This is a genomic window from Rhodospirillales bacterium (assembly GCA_016699855.1).
GTDB lineage: Bacteria > Pseudomonadota > Alphaproteobacteria > Reyranellales > Reyranellaceae.
The window spans coordinates 1086099-1103382 of record CP064988.1; the positions used below are offsets into that span (position 1 = coordinate 1086099).

16 protein-coding genes are annotated in these 17284 nt (G+C 68.6%); 9 read left to right on the forward strand and 7 right to left on the reverse strand.

The genetic code is table 11. The features are described 5' to 3' along the window. Positions 1-158 precede the first annotated feature (158 nt). From IPK81_05145 to IPK81_05160, 4 genes are all read left to right on the forward strand, one after another. On the forward strand, positions 159-2159 hold the full coding sequence (locus IPK81_05145; GenBank protein ID QQS13623.1) for a protein meaA: 2001 nt from the start codon (positions 159-161) through the stop codon (positions 2157-2159). 100 nt (positions 2160-2259) lie between these two features. Beyond that, on the forward strand, positions 2260-3222 hold the full coding sequence (locus IPK81_05150; protein ID QQS13624.1) for a tripartite tricarboxylate transporter substrate binding protein: 963 nt from the start codon (positions 2260-2262) through the stop codon (positions 3220-3222). A gap of 19 nt (positions 3223-3241) precedes the next feature. After that, a complete protein-coding gene (locus IPK81_05155) occupies positions 3242-4231 on the forward strand; it encodes an isopenicillin N synthase family oxygenase (protein QQS13625.1) in 990 nt (329 codons plus the stop codon). A gap of 37 nt (positions 4232-4268) precedes the next feature. Continuing rightward, positions 4269-5003: an adenylate/guanylate cyclase domain-containing protein gene (locus tag IPK81_05160; protein QQS13626.1), complete on the forward strand. Its 735-nt coding sequence runs from the start codon at positions 4269-4271 to the stop codon at positions 5001-5003. Between the two features lie 533 nt (positions 5004-5536). On the opposite strand, the gene IPK81_05165 is transcribed toward IPK81_05160, so the two are convergent. From IPK81_05165 to IPK81_05190, 6 genes are all read right to left on the reverse strand, one after another. Beyond that, positions 5537-7345 (reverse strand): hypothetical protein, encoded by a 1809-nt coding sequence (locus IPK81_05165; GenBank protein QQS13627.1) that lies wholly within the window; start codon positions 7343-7345, stop codon positions 5537-5539. Between the two features lie 114 nt (positions 7346-7459). Continuing rightward, entirely contained in the window at positions 7460-9043 is a 1584-nt protein-coding gene (locus IPK81_05170) for an ABC transporter substrate-binding protein (protein QQS13628.1), read from the reverse strand. Between the two features lie 103 nt (positions 9044-9146). After that, positions 9147-10466 (reverse strand): TRAP transporter large permease, encoded by a 1320-nt coding sequence (locus IPK81_05175; GenBank protein ID QQS13629.1) that lies wholly within the window; start codon positions 10464-10466, stop codon positions 9147-9149. Beyond that, positions 10463-10975 (reverse strand): TRAP transporter small permease subunit, encoded by a 513-nt coding sequence (locus IPK81_05180; protein ID QQS13630.1) that lies wholly within the window; start codon positions 10973-10975, stop codon positions 10463-10465. The genes IPK81_05175 and IPK81_05180 overlap by 4 nt, the downstream gene beginning before the upstream one ends. 67 nt (positions 10976-11042) lie before the next feature. Continuing rightward, the gene (locus IPK81_05185; protein QQS13631.1) at positions 11043-12029 is read right to left on the reverse strand and encodes a TRAP transporter substrate-binding protein; all 987 of its coding nucleotides are present in this window, start codon (positions 12027-12029) and stop codon (positions 11043-11045) included. Between the two features lie 106 nt (positions 12030-12135). Continuing rightward, a complete protein-coding gene (locus IPK81_05190; GenBank protein QQS13632.1) occupies positions 12136-12543 on the reverse strand; it encodes a PaaI family thioesterase in 408 nt (135 codons plus the stop codon). Between the two features lie 73 nt (positions 12544-12616). Between IPK81_05190 and IPK81_05195 the strand changes: the two genes are divergently transcribed. From IPK81_05195 to IPK81_05215, 5 genes are all read left to right on the forward strand, one after another. Next, positions 12617-13483 carry a DUF4743 domain-containing protein gene (locus IPK81_05195; GenBank protein QQS13633.1) on the forward strand — a complete coding sequence of 289 codons (867 nt, stop codon included), beginning with the start codon at positions 12617-12619 and terminating at the stop codon, positions 13481-13483. Between the two features lie 76 nt (positions 13484-13559). Further along, on the forward strand, positions 13560-14033 hold the full coding sequence (locus tag IPK81_05200) for a hypothetical protein (GenBank protein QQS13634.1): 474 nt from the start codon (positions 13560-13562) through the stop codon (positions 14031-14033). Positions 14034-14091: 58 nt separating this feature from the next. Continuing rightward, positions 14092-14613 (forward strand): YcnI family protein, encoded by a 522-nt coding sequence (locus IPK81_05205; protein ID QQS13635.1) that lies wholly within the window; start codon positions 14092-14094, stop codon positions 14611-14613. A gap of 100 nt (positions 14614-14713) precedes the next feature. After that, positions 14714-14980: a hypothetical protein gene (locus tag IPK81_05210; protein ID QQS13636.1), complete on the forward strand. Its 267-nt coding sequence runs from the start codon at positions 14714-14716 to the stop codon at positions 14978-14980. Continuing rightward, positions 14977-15894 (forward strand): TonB family protein, encoded by a 918-nt coding sequence (locus IPK81_05215; protein QQS13637.1) that lies wholly within the window; start codon positions 14977-14979, stop codon positions 15892-15894. Before IPK81_05210 ends, IPK81_05215 begins: the two co-directional genes overlap by 4 nt. Before the next feature lie 57 nt (positions 15895-15951). On the opposite strand, the gene IPK81_05220 is transcribed toward IPK81_05215, so the two are convergent. Then, positions 15952-17175, reverse strand: a complete 1224-nt coding sequence (locus tag IPK81_05220; protein QQS14961.1) for an acyl-CoA dehydrogenase family protein — start codon at positions 17173-17175, stop codon at positions 15952-15954. Positions 17176-17284: the final 109 nt, after the last annotated feature.

Genomic DNA, 17284 nt, shown 5'->3' on the forward strand with positions numbered 1-17284 from the left:
ACGCGCGGCCCGCGTCGTCTCCGCCGCACGTGCGAAGGATCGGGAAGTTACAGAATTCGCCATTCCACGGGCAACATATCGCCAATCATGTTGCATCGCAGCACGAATCGACGTAGGCGTGGTGCCGGACTTCTTTCCGACCTTCGGGGCCTGCGACCATGACCGACGCGAAACCCACCGCGGCCGCCGCGACGAAGGATCGCCCATGGTTGATCCGGACCTATTCCGGACACTCGACGGCGAAGATCTCCAACGAGCTCTACCGCAAGAACCTGGCGCGCGGGCAGACCGGGTTGAGCATCGCCTTCGATCTGCCGACCCAGACCGGCTACGACAGCGACCATCCGCTGGCCAAGGGCGAGGTCGGCAAGGTCGGCGTGCCGGTGTCGCATCTCGGCGACATGCGGACGCTGCTCGACGGCATCCCGCTCGACCGCATGAACACGTCGATGACGATCAACGCGCCGGCCGCCTGGCTGCTGGCGCTCTACGTCGCGGTCGCCGAGAAGCAGGGCGTGCCGAGGGCGGCGCTGCAGGGCACGACGCAGAACGACATCGTCAAGGAGTACCTGTCGCGCGGGACGTACATCTTCCCGCCCGAGCCGTCGCTCAAGCTGACCGCCGACACGATCGCGTTCTCGGTGCGCGACGCGCCGAAGTGGAACCCGATGAACGTGTGCAGCTACCACCTGCAGGAGGCGGGTGCCACCCCCGTGCAGGAGCTGGCCTACGCGCTGGCGGACGCCGTGGCCGTGCTCGACACCGTGAAGGCCGCCGGACAGTTGACGGCGTCGGAGTTCCCGCAGGTGTTCGGGCGCATCAGTTTCTTCTGCAACGCAGGCGTCCGCTTCGTGACGGAGATGTGCAAGATGCGCGCCTTCGCCGAGCTGTGGGACGAGCTGGCGCTGAAGCGTTATGGCGTCGAGGATCCGAAGCACCGTCTGTTCCGCTACGGCGTCCAGGTCAACTCGCTGGGCCTCACCGAGCAGCAGCCCGAGAACAACGTCTACCGCATCCTGCTGGAGATGCTCGCGGTCGTGCTGTCGAAGAACGCGCGCGCCCGCTCGGTGCAGCTGCCGGCGTGGAACGAGGCGCTCGGCCTGCCGCGGCCGTGGGACCAGCAATGGTCGCTGCGCCTGCAGCAGATCGTGGCGCACGAGACCGATCTGCTGGAGTTCGGCGACATCTTCGACGGCAGCGTCGAGATCGCGCGCAAGGTCGGCGAGCTGAAGGACGAGGCGCGCGCCGAGCTGGCGCGGATCGACGCGATGGGCGGCGCGGTCGCCGCCGTCGAGGCCGGCTACATGAAGCAGCGCCTCGTCGAGTCCAACATGCGCCGCATCGCCGCGATCGAGAGCGGCGCGCAGACCGTGGTCGGCGTCAACGCCTTCACCGAGGGCGAGACCTCGCCGCTGTCGGCCGGCGAGGGCGCGATCCTCACCGTCGATCCGGACGTCGAGCGCGAGCAGGTCGGCCAGCTCAAGGCGTGGCGCGCGGCGCGCGACGCGGCGGCCGCCGGCGCCGCGCTCAAATCGCTGCGCGACGCCGCGCGCGAGGGACGCAACGTGATGGAGCCGTCGATCGCCTGCGCCCACGCCGGCGTCACGACGGGCGAGTGGGCCCAGTGCCTGCGCGAGATCTTCGGCGAGTACCGCGCGCCGACCGGCGTCGGCCGCGCCGCCGCGCTGGGCGGCGACACGCTCGAGCCGGTGCGCCGCGAGGTCGACGCGGTGTCGAAGTCGCTCGGCCGCCGCGTCAAGATCCTGGTCGGCAAGCCCGGACTCGACGGCCACAGCAACGGCGCCGAGCAGATCGCCGTGCGCGCGCGCGACTGCGGCATGGAGGTGGTCTACGAGGGCATCCGCCTGACGCCCGCGCGCATCGTCAACGCCGCGCTCGAGGAGGGCGTGCACGTCGTCGGCCTCTCGATCCTGTCGGGCAGCCACGTGCCGCTGGTCGCCGAGGTGATGGCGGGCATGCGCGCCGCCGGCCTCGCCGACGTGCCGGTCGTGGTCGGCGGCATCATCCCGCCGGACGACGCCGACGCGTTGCGCAGATCCGGCGTGGCCCGCGTCTACACGCCCAAGGACTACGACATCACCGCGATCATGAAGGACATCGTCGGCGTCGTCGCCGCCGGCGCCCGCAAGGCGGCGTAGCGCGCGGCGTCCGCCGCCCGCTCTTGCCAAAGCCGGCGGGAAGCGGAACCATCGCCGGCGGTGGCGTCGCCGGACCGCCGCCCGCCGGGAGTCCGAGAGCATGACCAGCATCACGCGCCGCGCCGCCCTCGTAGGGACCGCCGCCATGCCCTTCGCGGCGGCCGCGCAGGCGAAATTCCCCGAGCGGCCGATCAAGCTGATCATCCCGTGGGCCGCCGGCGGGCCGGCCGACGCCGGTTTCCGCATCCTGGCGGAGTCCGTCTCGACGGAGCTGGGACAACCCGTCATCGTCGAGAACAAGGCTGGCGCCTCGGGCATCCTCGGCGCGATAGCCCTTCAGGACGCCAAGCCCGACGGGTACACGATCTCGCAGATGCACATGAGCGTGCTGCGCCAGCCGCTGCTCAACAAGTCGCTGACCTACCACCCGATCAACGACCTCACCTACATCCTGCAGATCACCGGCTTCACCATGGGCGTGGTGGTGAGGGCCGACGCGCCGTGGAAGACGCTGCCCGAGCTGCTGGCGCACGCCAAGGCCAATCCCGGCAAGCTGAACTACGGCACCTTGGGCATCGGCTCGACCCAGCACCTCGCCATGGAGCGCGTGGGGATGATCCAGGGCCTGAGCTGGACGCACGCGCCCTACCGCGGCACCGCCGACACGCTGCGCGCCCTGCTCGGCGGCGAGATCGATTTCGCGTCGGAGGCGTCCGGCTGGGCCCCCATGGTCCGGGCCGGCCAGCTGCGGCTGCTCGCGGTCTTCACCGCATCGCGGGCCAGCCGCTTCCCCGACACGCCGACCGTGCGCGACCTCGGCATCGACGTCGCCGTCGACTCGCCGGGCGGGCTGATCGGTCCGCGCGGCATGGATCCCGCCGTCGTCAAGGTGCTGGCCGACGCGTTCCGCGCCGCGGCGCGGAAGCCGGCGCATTTGAAATTCCTCGACAACATGAATCAGCCGCTGCTGTTGCAGGACGGCCCGGCCTACCGCGACCAGATGGCGCGGACGCTCGAGGAGGAACGCGAGCTGCTGCGCCGCCTGAACCTGCTGCCGGCGTAGCGCGAAGAAGGAGGCCGCCATGGGCCAGTCGACGATCCCCGTCCTCGATCTCGCGCCTTTGCGCGAGGGCCGTCCCGGCGCGCTCGACCGACTGGGCGACGAGCTGCGCCGCGCCTTCACCGAGGTCGGCTTCTACTTCGTGCGCAACCACGGAGTCGCGCAGGACCTGCTCGACGCGACTTTCGCCGAGGCCGAGCGCTTCCACGCCCAGCCGCTCGACGCCAAGCTGGCGATGAGGATCGACGAGCACAACATCGGCTACATGGGCATGCGCGGCGCGACGACGCGGGTGAACGCGGTCGGCGCGGTGGCGCTGCCCAACGCCAACGAGGCGGTGTTCTTCAAGCGCGAGCTGCCGGCGGACCATCCCGACCTCGTGGCCGGGCTGCGCTTCCGCGGCCGCAACCGCTGGCCCGCCCTGCCCGGTTTCCGCGAGCGGATCCTGGCGGCGTGCGACGCGTTCGAGGGACTCGCGCTCTCTCTGCTGCCGATCTACGCCCGCGCGCTGGGGCTGCCGGCCGGCCATTTCGCGCGCTTCTTCGTCGATCCGATGTACACGCTGCGGATGACGCACTATCCCGAGCAGGAACCGACCGCGCCCGAGAACGAGTACGGGCTGGCGCCGCACCTCGACACCAGCTTCATGACGATCCTGGCGCAGAACCGGATCCCCGGCCTGTCGCTGCGCCTGCCCTCGGGCGAGTGGATCGACGCGCCGGCGCCCGAGGGCGCGCTGCTGGTCAACGGCGGCATGATGCTGCGCCGCTGGACCGACAACCGGTTCCTCGCCACGCCGCACCGCGTCGTCAACCGCTCCGGCCGCGAACGCTACGCCATCCCGTTCTTCTTCGACGCCAACTACCACGCCACCATGACGCCGATCGCCGCAGATGGCGGCGCCGGCCGCGAGCCGCCCATCACCTATCCGGGCTTCATGACCGGCTACCAGCGCGCCAATTTCCACCACGCCGCGGTCGACGGGAAGAAGCTGGAGCTACAGGGGGCGTGAGCCGCCGCGGAGCGCAGGACGTCCCGGAAGGAGCGCCATGACGCACGGGCACGCGCGCATCTGCCGGGGTTGCTGGGACCAGATCCGCGTGCCGGTGCCGCTGCGCGGCGCGCTGTCGATCCCGTTCCGCGTGTTCGGCATCCGCCCGAGCCGCATGAACCCCGACACCTGCACGATCTGCGAGCTCGGCTTCAAGACGGTGATGCGCGCCCGCAAGGTCACCATCGACGCCACCGTGCTGTTCGCCGACCTGCGCGGCTACACCGCCCTGTCGACGTCGATCTCCGGCGACGCGATCTCCAGCCTGCTCGACGAGTTCTACGACGAGTGCGGCGCCGCCATCTGGAACCACGACGGGCTGCTCAACAAGACGATCGGCGACGCGGTCATGGCGGTGTTCAACTTCCCGATCCGGAACGAGGGCCACGCCCGCCAGGCGGTGCTCGCCGCGCGCGAGATCCAGCGCCGCTGGACCGCGCGGCGGGCGGATCTCGCGGCGGCGGCCGGCGTCGCCGCCACCGAGCTCGGCGTCGGGATCGGCATCCAGACCGGCGAACTCAGCTTCGGCGAGTTCGGCCGCACCCACCGCGACGTGACGGCGATCGGCACCGTGGTGAACACCGCGGCGCGCGCCCAGGCGGCCGCCGACGCCGGCCAGATCCTGGTCACCCAGGCGGTCCGCGACCGCGCGCCGGACGAGCTGGCGGGGTCGCGGGCGAACGCCTACCGGCTCAAGGGCTTCGACGCGCCCCTCGAGCTCTACGCCGCCTGACCGGGTCCGGACGTGCCACCGCGTCTGCAGATCGAGTTCAAAACAGTGTCAAGAAGGCCCGAGCGCTTTCGTTCAGGTCTGCCGCTCCTCACATCTCCAGCACGATCTAGCGGGAGAGGGAGAGCACGGCGCAGGTCGAAGTAACAACTAAGAGCTTTTCCAGAACCGCTGGCGATCCTCCAACCCACAGCATATCGTCATCAACCAAGGCTACGCCGAACGCTTGGCGACACCTGAACAAGATTTCCGGCCGCCACCGGAGGGGTGAACTTTACGGTTGCCGCCTATCGTTTCCCGAACAGCCTCAGCATAGCGGCGAACGCCAGCATCGTAATTCTTAGCCTTCGGCCAATCGTCTAGGATCTTCCCTACCTCCCGAGCAAGAAGCTCTCGATCAGCAAGCGTCGGCTTCTTCGCCATTACGACTCCCCTTCTGTGTACAAATTGTACACCACACTATATGTAGCGTCTACGCTTCGATTGAGGCACTATGCTGGCCGGACTGCGGAGAACTCGTGTCGGCGGAGCGAGCGCTAGCTTGGCGCATCGATCCATCGTGGCAAACTTTTGAGACGCACCGGTCGACAGGCTCCGAGTGTGAATTTTGGAGTTGTACCACCATCTTGCCGCCCATCAAGCGTCGTCTGCTCAGCCACTGACGAGGCCAGCGACAAAACCAATCCATGACACCCAGCAGGCATCTGCAATTCCTTCGCTACATCACCCGCCTGCTTCCACAATGATATGGTGCGTGACATTGCCTCACCCGGCATCGTTGAACGCGCGATCATACCCAAACTGGTGAGAGTGAGGACGGAGCTACCTGGATCATCGGCCAGCACTGACGCGTGTCTGCCCGGCCAGCGGCGCTCAAGCTGCGGTCCGTCCATCAACAAGACCACAACCAAGCTTGGACCGACTGAGTTGATGATCGGAAGTACAGGATCCAGTCGCGCGAGATCCTCACAGATTAAGACTGCGAGGCTCGCCCCCCGCCTGACGACCGAGAAAACGCACTCTCGCGAGGAAACTCCGATTCGTTCCCACCAGTCTAGGTGCGGATCAAGAGTATGCCCCAAATGATAGCGCCGGATCTGCCCTGAATCGAGCCGCCACCGGTGGTGCTTCGATTGAGTCCACCCCTGATACGGCCGATCGTTCACATAGCGCACGGTCAGCGCCGAGTTCTGGCCGGCACTTTTCGAGTTGCGGCCATGCTTAATCTCCGTGGCTCCCGTTACAAATAGTTCCAGACCCTTCACGCGGCGAGGCAATTCGAACGCAACTTCCATCGCAAAATCTGTCGGCAGTGCGCCTTCCGGTAGAACGACACCGTGGATATCACCTGACTCGCGCCGAGCCTCGTCAACAAGCGTCTTGATAAATCTTACAAACTCAACGGGCTTCACCGCTTTCAACCACGTCGGAACAACCTCAAAGAATCCATAACCTCCATCGACGTCAGTCTTTGCTGCCCTGAAGGCGTTTCCCGAGACGACAAATGGATATGGGATCAAGAGCAAGTTTAGAGGTTTCGCCGTTTCATCCGACGGATGACCAAACAGCCACGAAGTGCAAACAGCTGTTTTTGCAGGTAGCAGCGCTAGATTGTGAGATAGCGCACGCAGGGTATATCCTACTCCCGGCGTATTTGTTTTTGGCTGCACACATGCTCTCGCAGGCGGCACCGCCCAACAGAGGCTGTGCGGAATAGGAAGCCATGATCTAGCGGTCCGCCGCCCGTAGTACCTCTGTGTCTGCTCCATGACCGCACGTGCAAACACGAGTCGCCTTGCATGGACTTCCGACAACTTCTTCGGCGAACGATTCGGCGCGCTTCCGCGGATTCGGCTTGGCGTATAGAACCATCCGAGCTTCGTTATCGCAAAGCCAATGCCCTCGCATGCTTCGTCTGCGATTGCGAGCAGTTCAAGCGCGCATCGCGCCAACGGCAGATGTGCATCATCGATATCCGCCCGTCTATACTGGGCAACCAAGCGCTTCCATAGCTTCTGCACGCTGGGAGGAGCAGTCCAAAGAGACTGCCACTTCACAGCGCTGCGCTTAATCCGCCGACGCCACTGATCGTCGAATATACCCGGTCCTTCGCCGCCATCATTTATGCTTGGCGCAGCGTATCCACCAGTAACCTCCAAAATAGAAGCTGCGACAGCAAAGACGTCCGGCGGCCAATCCGGACATGAGTCCCAATCCGATCGCTTGCGATCTGGATTGGTGCCGTTTGGGAGCAGATACGCAATCAAATCAGCCGCAATTGCCATACGATTGTCACCCGCATAGGTTACCCAATCGTGTGACACACAACTTTCATTGTCCAGCAATTTCTGATCGCGCTTGAGATCGACAGCTCAGGTCGCTTCACGCAATCGAGTGCACCGGCGGCCCTACTCACAAGGTATGGTCAGGGCCACACTGCAGTTCGCTCATGTATTCCGCTACGGCGCGATGTCGAGGCCCTTGTAGAGCGCCGCGGCGTAGTTGCCGTGGGCGCGGACGTTCTTGATCGACTTCTTCGCCACGAGATGCAGGCGGCCGTGCACCACCGGCAGCATCAGCGCCTCGTCGTGCACCAGCTGCTGCACCTTGAAGAAATTGGTCCGTCGGTCGGCCTCGGTGATCGAGCCGCGGCCGGCGTCGAGCAGCGCGTCCGTCGCCGGGTCCGCCCACATCATGCGGTTCGGCACCGGGCGGTTCTTGGAGTGGTAGTAGAGGTACATCTGGTCGCCGGCCGAGGTGTACGGCACCGACAGCGTCCAGATGTCGTAGTCCTGCTGCGCGATCTTCTGGAAGAACACGGTCGGGTCCCACATCTGGATCTTGATGTCGACGCCGACCTTGCGCGCCGCGCCCTGCAGCACCTCCGACAGCTTCGGGTTCTGCCCGACGGTGTAGGAATAGAGCAGCAGCTCGAGCTTCTTGCCGTCCTTGTGGCGGAAGCCGTCGGCGCCCATCGCCCAGCCGGCGTCGTCGAGCAGCTTGCGCGACAGCGCGGGATCGTACTTCGTGAGCCCGTCGAGCGTCGCCGGGTTGAAATCCAGCGCCTGCTCGGCGACCAGGGAGCGCGCCGCGACCGCCTGGCCGAAGAAGATCGCCTTGTTGATCTCCTCGCGGTCGATCAGATGGCTGAGCGCGGCGCGCACGCGCTTGTCGCGCAGGTGCTCGCGGGTCGTCTTGAAGCCGTAGTAGTACATCGAGAAATAGGCGTCGGGCTCGTAGACCGACAGGTTCGGCGCCTTGCGGAAGGCGTCGATCGCCTGCAGCGGGTTCCAGTGGCAGAAATCCGCCTGGCCGGCGAGCATCGCGGCCATCCGCGTGGTCTCCTCCGGCACGATGCGCCAGATCATGCGCTCGTACTTGACCGGCCCGGGGTTCTTGTAGACGGCGGTCGGGCCCCATTTGTAGGCGTCGTGGCGCTTCAGCACGAGCTCCTTGCGCGGCTCCCACCGCTCCCAGCACAGCGGCCCGGTGCCGTCGAAGCCCTTGACGCCGAAATCGGCGCCGAGCGCGTCGACGTTGTCCTTGTTGATGATGGTGGCGGCGAAGTTCGTCAGGTCGACCAGCAGCTCGGCGTGCGGCCGCTTGAGCTTGTAGACCAGCGTGTGCGGATCGGGCGCGGTCAGGGAGTCGATGTCGCCGAGGCGCCAGTAGAACGGGTACCTGGCGTCGGGGTTGGCCAGCCGGCTGAACGAGTAGATGACGTCCGCCGCGGTGAACTTCTTGCCGCTGCAGAACGTCACGTCGTCGCGCAGCTTGAAGGTGTAGGTCAGGCCGTCGGCCGAGCGGTCCCACGACTTCGCCAGCAGCGGCTTGACCGCCTTCAGATCCCAGTCGAGCGCCACCAGCGTGTCGCCCATCATGTACATGGGATGGCCCATGCCGCTCGACGTGTTGGTGTGCGGATCGTATTTCGGCGCGTCCTGCGTGCGGATGTTCACGAAGGTCTGCGCGGCGGCCGCGGTGGCCGCGAGGGACAACCCGAGCGCCACCGACGCGGCCTTGATCATGCGCGTGATCGACATTCCCAACCCCTTCGACATCGTTCGACCGGCGCTTCCGGCGCGCCGTTGCCGCCAGCCTAGAACGGCCGGCGGATTCCGCAAAGCGGCGGCGGAGCGCCCGCCGTCAGCGCAGGAAGTCCGGCGAGATCAGCGACGGCAGGAAAAGCGACGCCGCCGGCCACGCGATGACCAGCGCCAGCACCAGCAGCATCGGCACCAGCATGATCATCGTGTCCTTGATGGCGTCGCGCACGCGCATGCCCGCCACCGAGCAGGCGATCATCAGGCACAGCCCGTAGGGCGGCGTCACCAGCCCGAAGGCCAGCGACACGATGCCGATCATCGCGAAGTGCACGGGGTCCATCGCGACGCCCTTGGCCAGCGGCTGCAGGATCGGGCCGCAGATGATGATCGCGGGGATCGCGTCGAGGAAGCAGCCGACCACCAGGAACACGAAGGCGATGAAGAAGCCGACGCCGTAGAAGCCCATGTTCCACGAGCGCACGTCGGTGAGGATCGCGTCCGGGATCTTGTAGTAGGCCAGCAGCCAGCCGAACATCGAGGCGGTGCCGACGCAGAACAGCGCGACGCCGGCCAGCTTGCCGGTGTCGAGCAGCGCGCCGTAGAGGCCCTTGAGGTCCATCTCGCGGTAGACGATGAACGACAGCGTGCCGGCGTAGAGCACGGCGATGGCCGCCGACTCGGTCGCCGTGAACCAGCCGAAGATCTTGCCGCCGATGATGATGACCGGCGTCATCAGCGCCAGCGACGAGTGCGCCAGCGCGCCGGTGAACTGGCTCCACGTCGCGCGCGGGTAGGTGGGGTAGCCGCGGCGGACGGCGTAGGCGTGGACGGTCGCCATCTGCGCCAGCCCGATCAGCAGTCCGGGCACGATGCCGGCGAGGAACAGCGCGCCGATCGATGTCGTCAGGATGCCGCCCCACACGATCATCAGGATCGACGGCGGGACGATCACCGCCAGCACGGCCGACACGGCGGTGATGGCGACGGAGAAGCTGTCGTCGTAGCCCTCCTTGCGCTGCGCCTCGATGAAGAGCTTGGACTGGCTGGCGGCGTCGGCGGTCGAGGAGCCGGAGATGCCGGCGAAGAAGATCGACAGCACGACGTTGATCTGCGCCAGCCCTCCGGGGAAGTGCCCGACCATGGTGCGCGACAGCTTCATCAGCCGGTCGGTGATGCCGCCGGTGTTCATCAGGTTGGCGGTCAGCAGGAAGAAGGGCACCGCCAGCAGGATGAAGGAATTGTAGGCGTTGAAGGTCTCCTGCGCGAGCGACATGACCGACAGGCGCGGCTCGATCGCCAGGATCGGCAGGCACGCCAGCCCGAGCGCGAAGGCCACCGGCACGCGCAGGAACATCAGCAGGAAGAACAGGCCGAAAAGGACGATGGCCGCCTGGCCGGGCGACAGGACCGCGCCGGTCACGCGCGCGCCCCGGCGATGACCGCGAGGTCGTCGCGCATCTGCGGTCCGAGGAACACCAGCCACGTGAAGCCGGCCACCGGCCAGGCGACATGGATCAGCCACAGCGGCAGCTCGGCCAGCTCCGAGATCCGGTTCCACGCGAATTTCGTGAACTCGTAGCCGGCGACGATGAACACCAGGGCCAGCGCGAGCACGCCGATCCGGCCGAGCAGGCGCGCCACCGCCTCGCCGCGCGCGCCCATGCGCGGCCAGACGTCGACCTCGAAATGGGCGCTGTCGCGCACGCCGACCATGGTGCCGATCATGATCGTCCAGATGAACAGGAAGCGCGCCATCTCCTCGGTCCAGATGTAGTGCGGAATGATCGCGGTGAAGCGCGAGAAGATCTGCAGGCTGACCGGCAGCACGAGGATCGCGACCGCGAACACCAGCGCGTGGTCGAGGGCGCGGCCGTAGACGGCGGCGACCCGGCGCCAGAGGCCCGGCGGCCTGGGGACTTGGATTGTCATGGGGTTCCGGAGCGCGGACGCGGTGGCGCGGCCCCGCCGCGCGGGCGGCGGGGCCGGCGGCGCGGCGTCAGACGGCGTTGATCTGCGCGTAGATGCCCTCGGCGCCGATCTCCTTGGCGTAGGTGGCCATCACCGGGTCGACCAGCTTCTTCATCGCGTCGCGGTCGGTGAACGGCACGCGCTTGAGCTTGCCGGCCTTCTCGAGCGCGTCGAGCTTGGTCTTCTCCTCGCTCGACTCCAGCGCGCGGCCGAAATCGCCGGCCTCGGCGCCCGCCTTGACGATCGCTTCCTGGAGCTCCTTCGGCAGCGTCTTGAGCGTCTTCACCGAGAAGCAGATCGGCCGGATCGAGACCGCGTGCTCGGTCAGGTTCAGGTGCGGCGCGACCTCGTAGAACTTCATCGCCTCGACGCCGGCGGCCTCGTTCTCGCCGGCCTGGATGACGCCGTTCTGGATGGCGTTGTAGACCTCGTTGTAGGCGATGACGGTCGGCGACATGCCGGCGGCGGCGAAGGTCTTGGACCAGATCGGCGCGCCCTGGACGCGCACCTTCAGGCCCTTGATCTCGGCCAGGTTCCGCACCGGCTTGTTGGCGAAGATGTTGCGCACGCCGCCGCCGGCGTGGCCGATCAGCATGACCTCGGCCTTCTGCGCGATCTCGTCGGCGATCGGCTTGAGCAGGTTCTTGCCGACCACGGCGTTCATGTGCGCGATGTCGCGGAACACGAACGGCGCGTCGATGAACGGCGCGGCCTTCGCGAAGGTCGACATGTGGGCCGGCGAGACGATGGCGTAGTCGACCGCCTTGCCCTGCGCCATGTACTCGAAATACTGCTTCTCGAGCCCGAGCGAGGAGTTCTTGTGCAGCGTGAAGTTGACGGGCTTGCCGTAGTACTTGACCACGAGCTCGCTGAAGCGGACCAGCGCCTTGGTGAAGGCGTGGTCGTCGTTGAACTGGACGGCGCCGTTGAGCGTCACCGGAGTCTGGGCCCGGAGCACGGCGGGCGCCGCGATGGCGGCCGCGCCGGCGGCCGCGAGAATTTGTCTGCGCTTCATCTGGTGTTTCCTTCCCGGGTGGCGTGCCCGTTCGCGGGCGGCCTTGCCGGCAGTCTGGTCCGAAGCGCGAACCATTCGCAAGCCGAAACGCGCGCGTGCGGCGCGCTCACGGGTCGCGCAGGACGCAGGTCGCGGTGGCGTGCAGCACCGGATCGACCACGGCGTGGCTGAACAGCCACGCCTCGGCGTGCAGCGAGGCGCGGCCGCGGCGGATGACGCGGGCGATGGCGAGGGTATCGGCCGGCTGGGCCGGGCGCAGGAACGTGGCGTTCAAGGTCGAGGTCAGCGCCAGCCGCGCGCCGCCGGTCGCGGCCACGGCGGCGGCGAAGACCGCCGTGTCGGCGAAGGATAGCAGCAGCGGGCCGGAGAAGATTTCGCCGGGGCCGACGAAATCGGCCGCGAACGGAAACCGCAGCCGGACGTCCTGGTCCTCCGCCTCCTCGACGACGACGCCGTGCCGGTCGCGCGCCGGCAGCGCGCGCTCGAGCAGGGCCTGGAGCTCGTCGGCGGTCATGGCCGCCGATATCGCATGGAAAGACCGCGGCGCGCCATCGTATGGTGCGCGCCGCCCCGACGGATCCCCGCCGATGTCCTTCCTCGACCACATCGAACGCTGCAACGCGCACGACCTGTCGCAGTTCGCGCCATGGCGCATCGGCGCCACGCCGGCGGGGTGGGTGCACCGCGATTTCGCGCCCCATCTGGCGTCGCCGGGCTCGCCGTTCCGGCGCGACGGCGCCGGCTGGCGGCTCGACGACGCGTTGACGACGCCGGTGGCGCGCACCCGCGCGGTCGAGGCGTTCCTGCTGACGCTGCGCGACCGCGGCCTGGTCGAGGCGTGGCGCGGCGAGCGCTATCCCGTCACGCCCGATCTCAAGGCGACGCCGCTGATGGACATCGAGCGCGCCGCCGCGCCGCTGTTCGGCGTGCGCGCCTACGGCGTGCACCTCACCGGCTTCACGCGGCGCGCCGACGGGCTGCGCATCTGGGTGCCGCGCCGGGCGCGCGACAAGCCGACCTACCCCGGCATGCTCGACAACACCGTCGCCGGCGGCCAGCCGACCGGGCTCGGGCTGATGGAGAACGTCGTCAAGGAGTGCGGCGAGGAGGCCTCGATCCCGCCGGAGATCGCGCGCCGCGCCGTGGCCGTCGGCGCCATCACCTACTGCCACCAGTCCGGCGCGCAGCTGAAGCCCGACGTGCAGTACGTGTTCGACCTCGAGCTGCCGGCGGACTTCACCTGCGCCGGCAACGACGGCGAGGTCGAGTCGTTCGAGCTGTGGCCGGCGCGGTCCGTGTACGAGCGCGTGCGCGACACGATGGACTTCAAGTACAACTGCAACCTCGTGCTGATCGACTTCTTCGTGCGCCACGGCCTGATCGAGGCCGACGACCCCGACTATTTCGCGATCGTCTCCGGCCTGCGGCGCAACGCCCATGGTCCCGGAAGGTGAGCGGCGCGGCGCCGCGGCCTATGGACTCGCGCCGGAGCGCGCGCGATAAGCGGCCGGTTCCTCCGACCGCCCGGACATGACGACCGCACGACGCGCCACACCCGACACGACGACGCCGCGGCGGGCGCTGGCGTCGTGGCTGGCGCTGTTCGCGCTGACGCTGCAGGTCTTCGCGCCGGTGGCGCACGCCCGTGCCCTGCTCGGCCTGAGCCAGGCCGCGCCCGACGGCTACATGGTGGTGTGCTCGGCCGATGGGCTGAAGGTGGTGCGCACCGACATATCGGCCGCGCCCCAGGACGACGACGGCCGCATCGTCGGCTTCCACCTGCCCTACGACGTCCACGCCAAATCGGCCAAGCACACCTGCTGTCTCGCCGCCGCGATCGCGGCGGTCGCGCCGGAAGCGCCGGCCGCCATCCGGTCCGACGACGGGCCGTCGAGCGCGGCGGCGATCCCGGCCTCCGCGGCGACGGCCGATCGCGGGCCGGCGCCTGAGCGTCCCGGCCACCCGCGCGATCCGCCCGCCGTCCATCCCACGAGCCCTTCGTAGCGCCACCGGCGGGAGCATCCGGCGGGGCGCGCGTCCCCCGTCCGATGGAGATCCACCCATGTCGCCGCTCCTTCCGCGCGCGCTTTCCGCCGCCGTCCTGTCGTCGTCGCTCGTCCTCCCCGCCGCCGCCCATGTCGTCGCCCATCCCGATGAGGGCGTCGCCGGCGGCTATTTCCGCGCCGCGTTCGCCGTCACCCACGGCTGCAAAGGCTCGCCGACCGTCGCGGTGACGATCCGCGTTCCCGCCGACGTGCTGTCGGTGAAGCCGCGGCCGAAGGCCGGTTGGACGATCGAGATCGTCAAGCGTCCCGTCGATCCGCCGGTCGAATCCGGCCACGGCTCCGCCATCCGCGAGACGGCGGCCGAGGTGACCTGGCGCGGCGGTCCCCTCGACGACGCGCATTTCGACGATTTCACGCTGTCGATGCGCCTGCCCGCGAAGCCCGGCGAGACGCTGTACTTCCCGGTGGTCCAGACCTGCGCCTCCGGCGCCCACAACTGGACGACCATCCCGGCGGCCGGCCAGGGCTGGCACGACGTGCCCGAGCCCGCTCCGTTCGTGAAGCTGCGCGCGCGTTGAGCGTGCCGCCGGCCATCGCCTCGGACCAACCCCATCGCCGGACGACACGCCGCCCGTGGCCAGGCGCGACGCACGTCCCTACCCGCCGGTGTCAGTCCGCATGTCCGACCAACCGTACGCCCCGCGGCGCGCCAGCGGCGACGTCCGCGCGATGATCGCCGGCGTCGTGTCGCTCGGCGCGCCGGCGGGCGCCCAGGCGGGCTGGGCGTTCGACAAGGGGCCGGGCCTGCGCCTCGACGCGCGCGATCTGTTCAAAAAGGCCCACGTGTCGAACACCGGCGTCCGGCCCGTGGCCCTGGCGACCGACGCGCTGTACAATTCCGTCGAGGGTCGCGCGGTGTTCGTCGGCCTCGGATTCAAGTGGTGACCGCGATTCCCCTGGGTGAAGCCCCGCTCGACGGACGCGCCGTCCGTCCGGTCGAGACCTCGTTCGCCGCCTATCTCGCGTCGGCGGGCGCGGCGCATCTCGTCGTGGCCGCGGCGCTGCTGGCGGCGCCATCGCCACGCGTGACGGCGACGCCCGGCGACGAGCCCGCCATCGAGGTCGTGATGGCGGAGGCGCCCGCCGAGCGCGCGCCCGCGCCGTCGTTGGAGGCGGCGCTCCGCGAGGTCGCCACCGAGACGCCGCCGCCGGTCGACCTGACGCCACCCCCGCCGCCGGCGGCGCCCGTGGAGCCGCCACCGCCGCGCGCGGACATCCAACTACCGCCGCCCGTGGAGCCGCCGCCGCCGGTGTTCGAGCGCGTCGAGCCGCCGCCACCGCCATCCGCGGAGATCGATCCACCGTTGCCCGAGCCGCCGCCACCGGTCGCGTTCGAGCCGCCGCGGCCGCGGACACCGCCACCTGCGCGGCCGCCGGTCGCCGCCGCGCCGCCACCCAGACCGGCGCCACCACGCGCGGCCGCCGCGCCGGCGCCCGCGACGACGCGCGAAACCGCAGCGGCGCCGGCCACGAGCGCCGGGACGCCGACCGTCGCGCCATCGGCCGAGATCCAGATGAACTACGCCGCGCTGCTGCTGCAACGGCTGCAGCGGTACCGCGAGTACCCGCGCGCCGCGCGCCAGCGCGGCGAGGAGGGCCGCGTCACGCTGCGCGTCGTGATCGGCGCCGGCGGCGCGCTGGTCGACGTCCAGGTCCAAGGCGGCAGCGGCTTCGCCGCGCTCGACGCCGCCGCGCTCGACATGGCGCGGCGCGCGGCGCCGTTCCCGCCGCTGCCGCCGGCGCTCGGCGCGGCGCAGGCGACCTTCGTCGTGCCGGTGGTGTTCGCGCTCAACCGGTAGACCACGAAAAAGGGCCGCGCGAGGCGGCCCTTTCCGGTCGGGACGTCGCCGCCCCTCCTAGTTGTGCTTGGCCACTTCCATGCGGCCGATCTGGTCGCGGTGCACCTCGTCCGGACCGTCGGCCAGACGCAGCGTGCGCTGGTGGGCGTACATGTTGGCGAGCTTGAACACCTGGCTGACGCCGCCGGCGCCGTGCAGCTGGATGCAGCGGTCGACCACCTTCGACGTGATGTTCGGCACCGCCACCTTGATCATCGCGATCTGCTGGCGGGCTTCCTTGTTGCCGAACTTGTCCATCGCCCACGCCGCCTTGAGCACCAGCAGGCGCGCCATGTCGATCTCCATGCGCATGTCGGCGAAGTGGGCGCGGCTGACGCCCATCTCGGAGATGCGCTGGCCGAACGCGACGCGCGACTTGGCGCGCTTGATGGCCATCTCCAACGCCCGCTCCGCGACGCCGATGGCGCGCATGCAGTGGTGGATGCGGCCCGGCCCGAGCCGCCCCTGCGCGATGTCGAAGCCGCGGCCCTCGCCCAGCAGCATCGCGCTCTTGGGCACGCGCACGTTGTCGTAGATGACCTCGGCGTGGCCGTGCGGCGCGTCGTCGTAGCCGAACACGTGCAGCATCTGCACGATCTTGATGCCGGGCGTGTCACGCGGCACGACCAGCATCGACTGCTGGCGGTACGGCGGCGCGTTGGGGTCGTTCTTGCCCATGAAGATGATGACCTTGCAGCGCGGATCGCCCATGCCCGACGACCACCACTTGCGGCCGTTCAGCACGTAATGGTCGCCGTCGCTCTCGATGCGCGACTCGACGTTCTTGGCGTCCGACGACGCCACCGCCGGCTCGGTCATCGCATAGCTCGAACGGATCTCGCCGGCGAGCAGCGGCTTCAGCCACTTCTCCTGGTGCTCCTTGGTGCCGTAGCGCGCCAGCACCTCCATGTTGCCGGTGTCCGGCGCCGAGCAGTTCGTCGCCTCCGACGCCAGCTTGGAGCGGCCGAGGATCTCGCACAGCGGGGCGTAGTCGAGGTTCGACAGGCCCATCGTGCCGTGCGCGTCGCCGGTCTCGCGGTGGGCCGGCAGGAACATGTTCCACAGGCCGCGCTTGCGCGCCTCGGCCTTGAGCTCCTCCATCACCGGCGGCAGGTTCCAGCGGTCCTTCGCCTTCTCCATCTGCTCTTCGTAGACGGGCTCCGCCGGATAGACGCACTCGTCCATGAACTTGGTGAGCTTCTCGGCCAGCTCCTTCGTGCGGTCCGAGTATTCGAAATCCATCGCCATCGTCGCTCTCCTCCCGGCCGATCCACGCGGTCCACACGACCGCCGGCCGATCCTCTCTGTTCTCAACGGCCGGACTTTATGCCGAATCCCCACGCTAAATGAA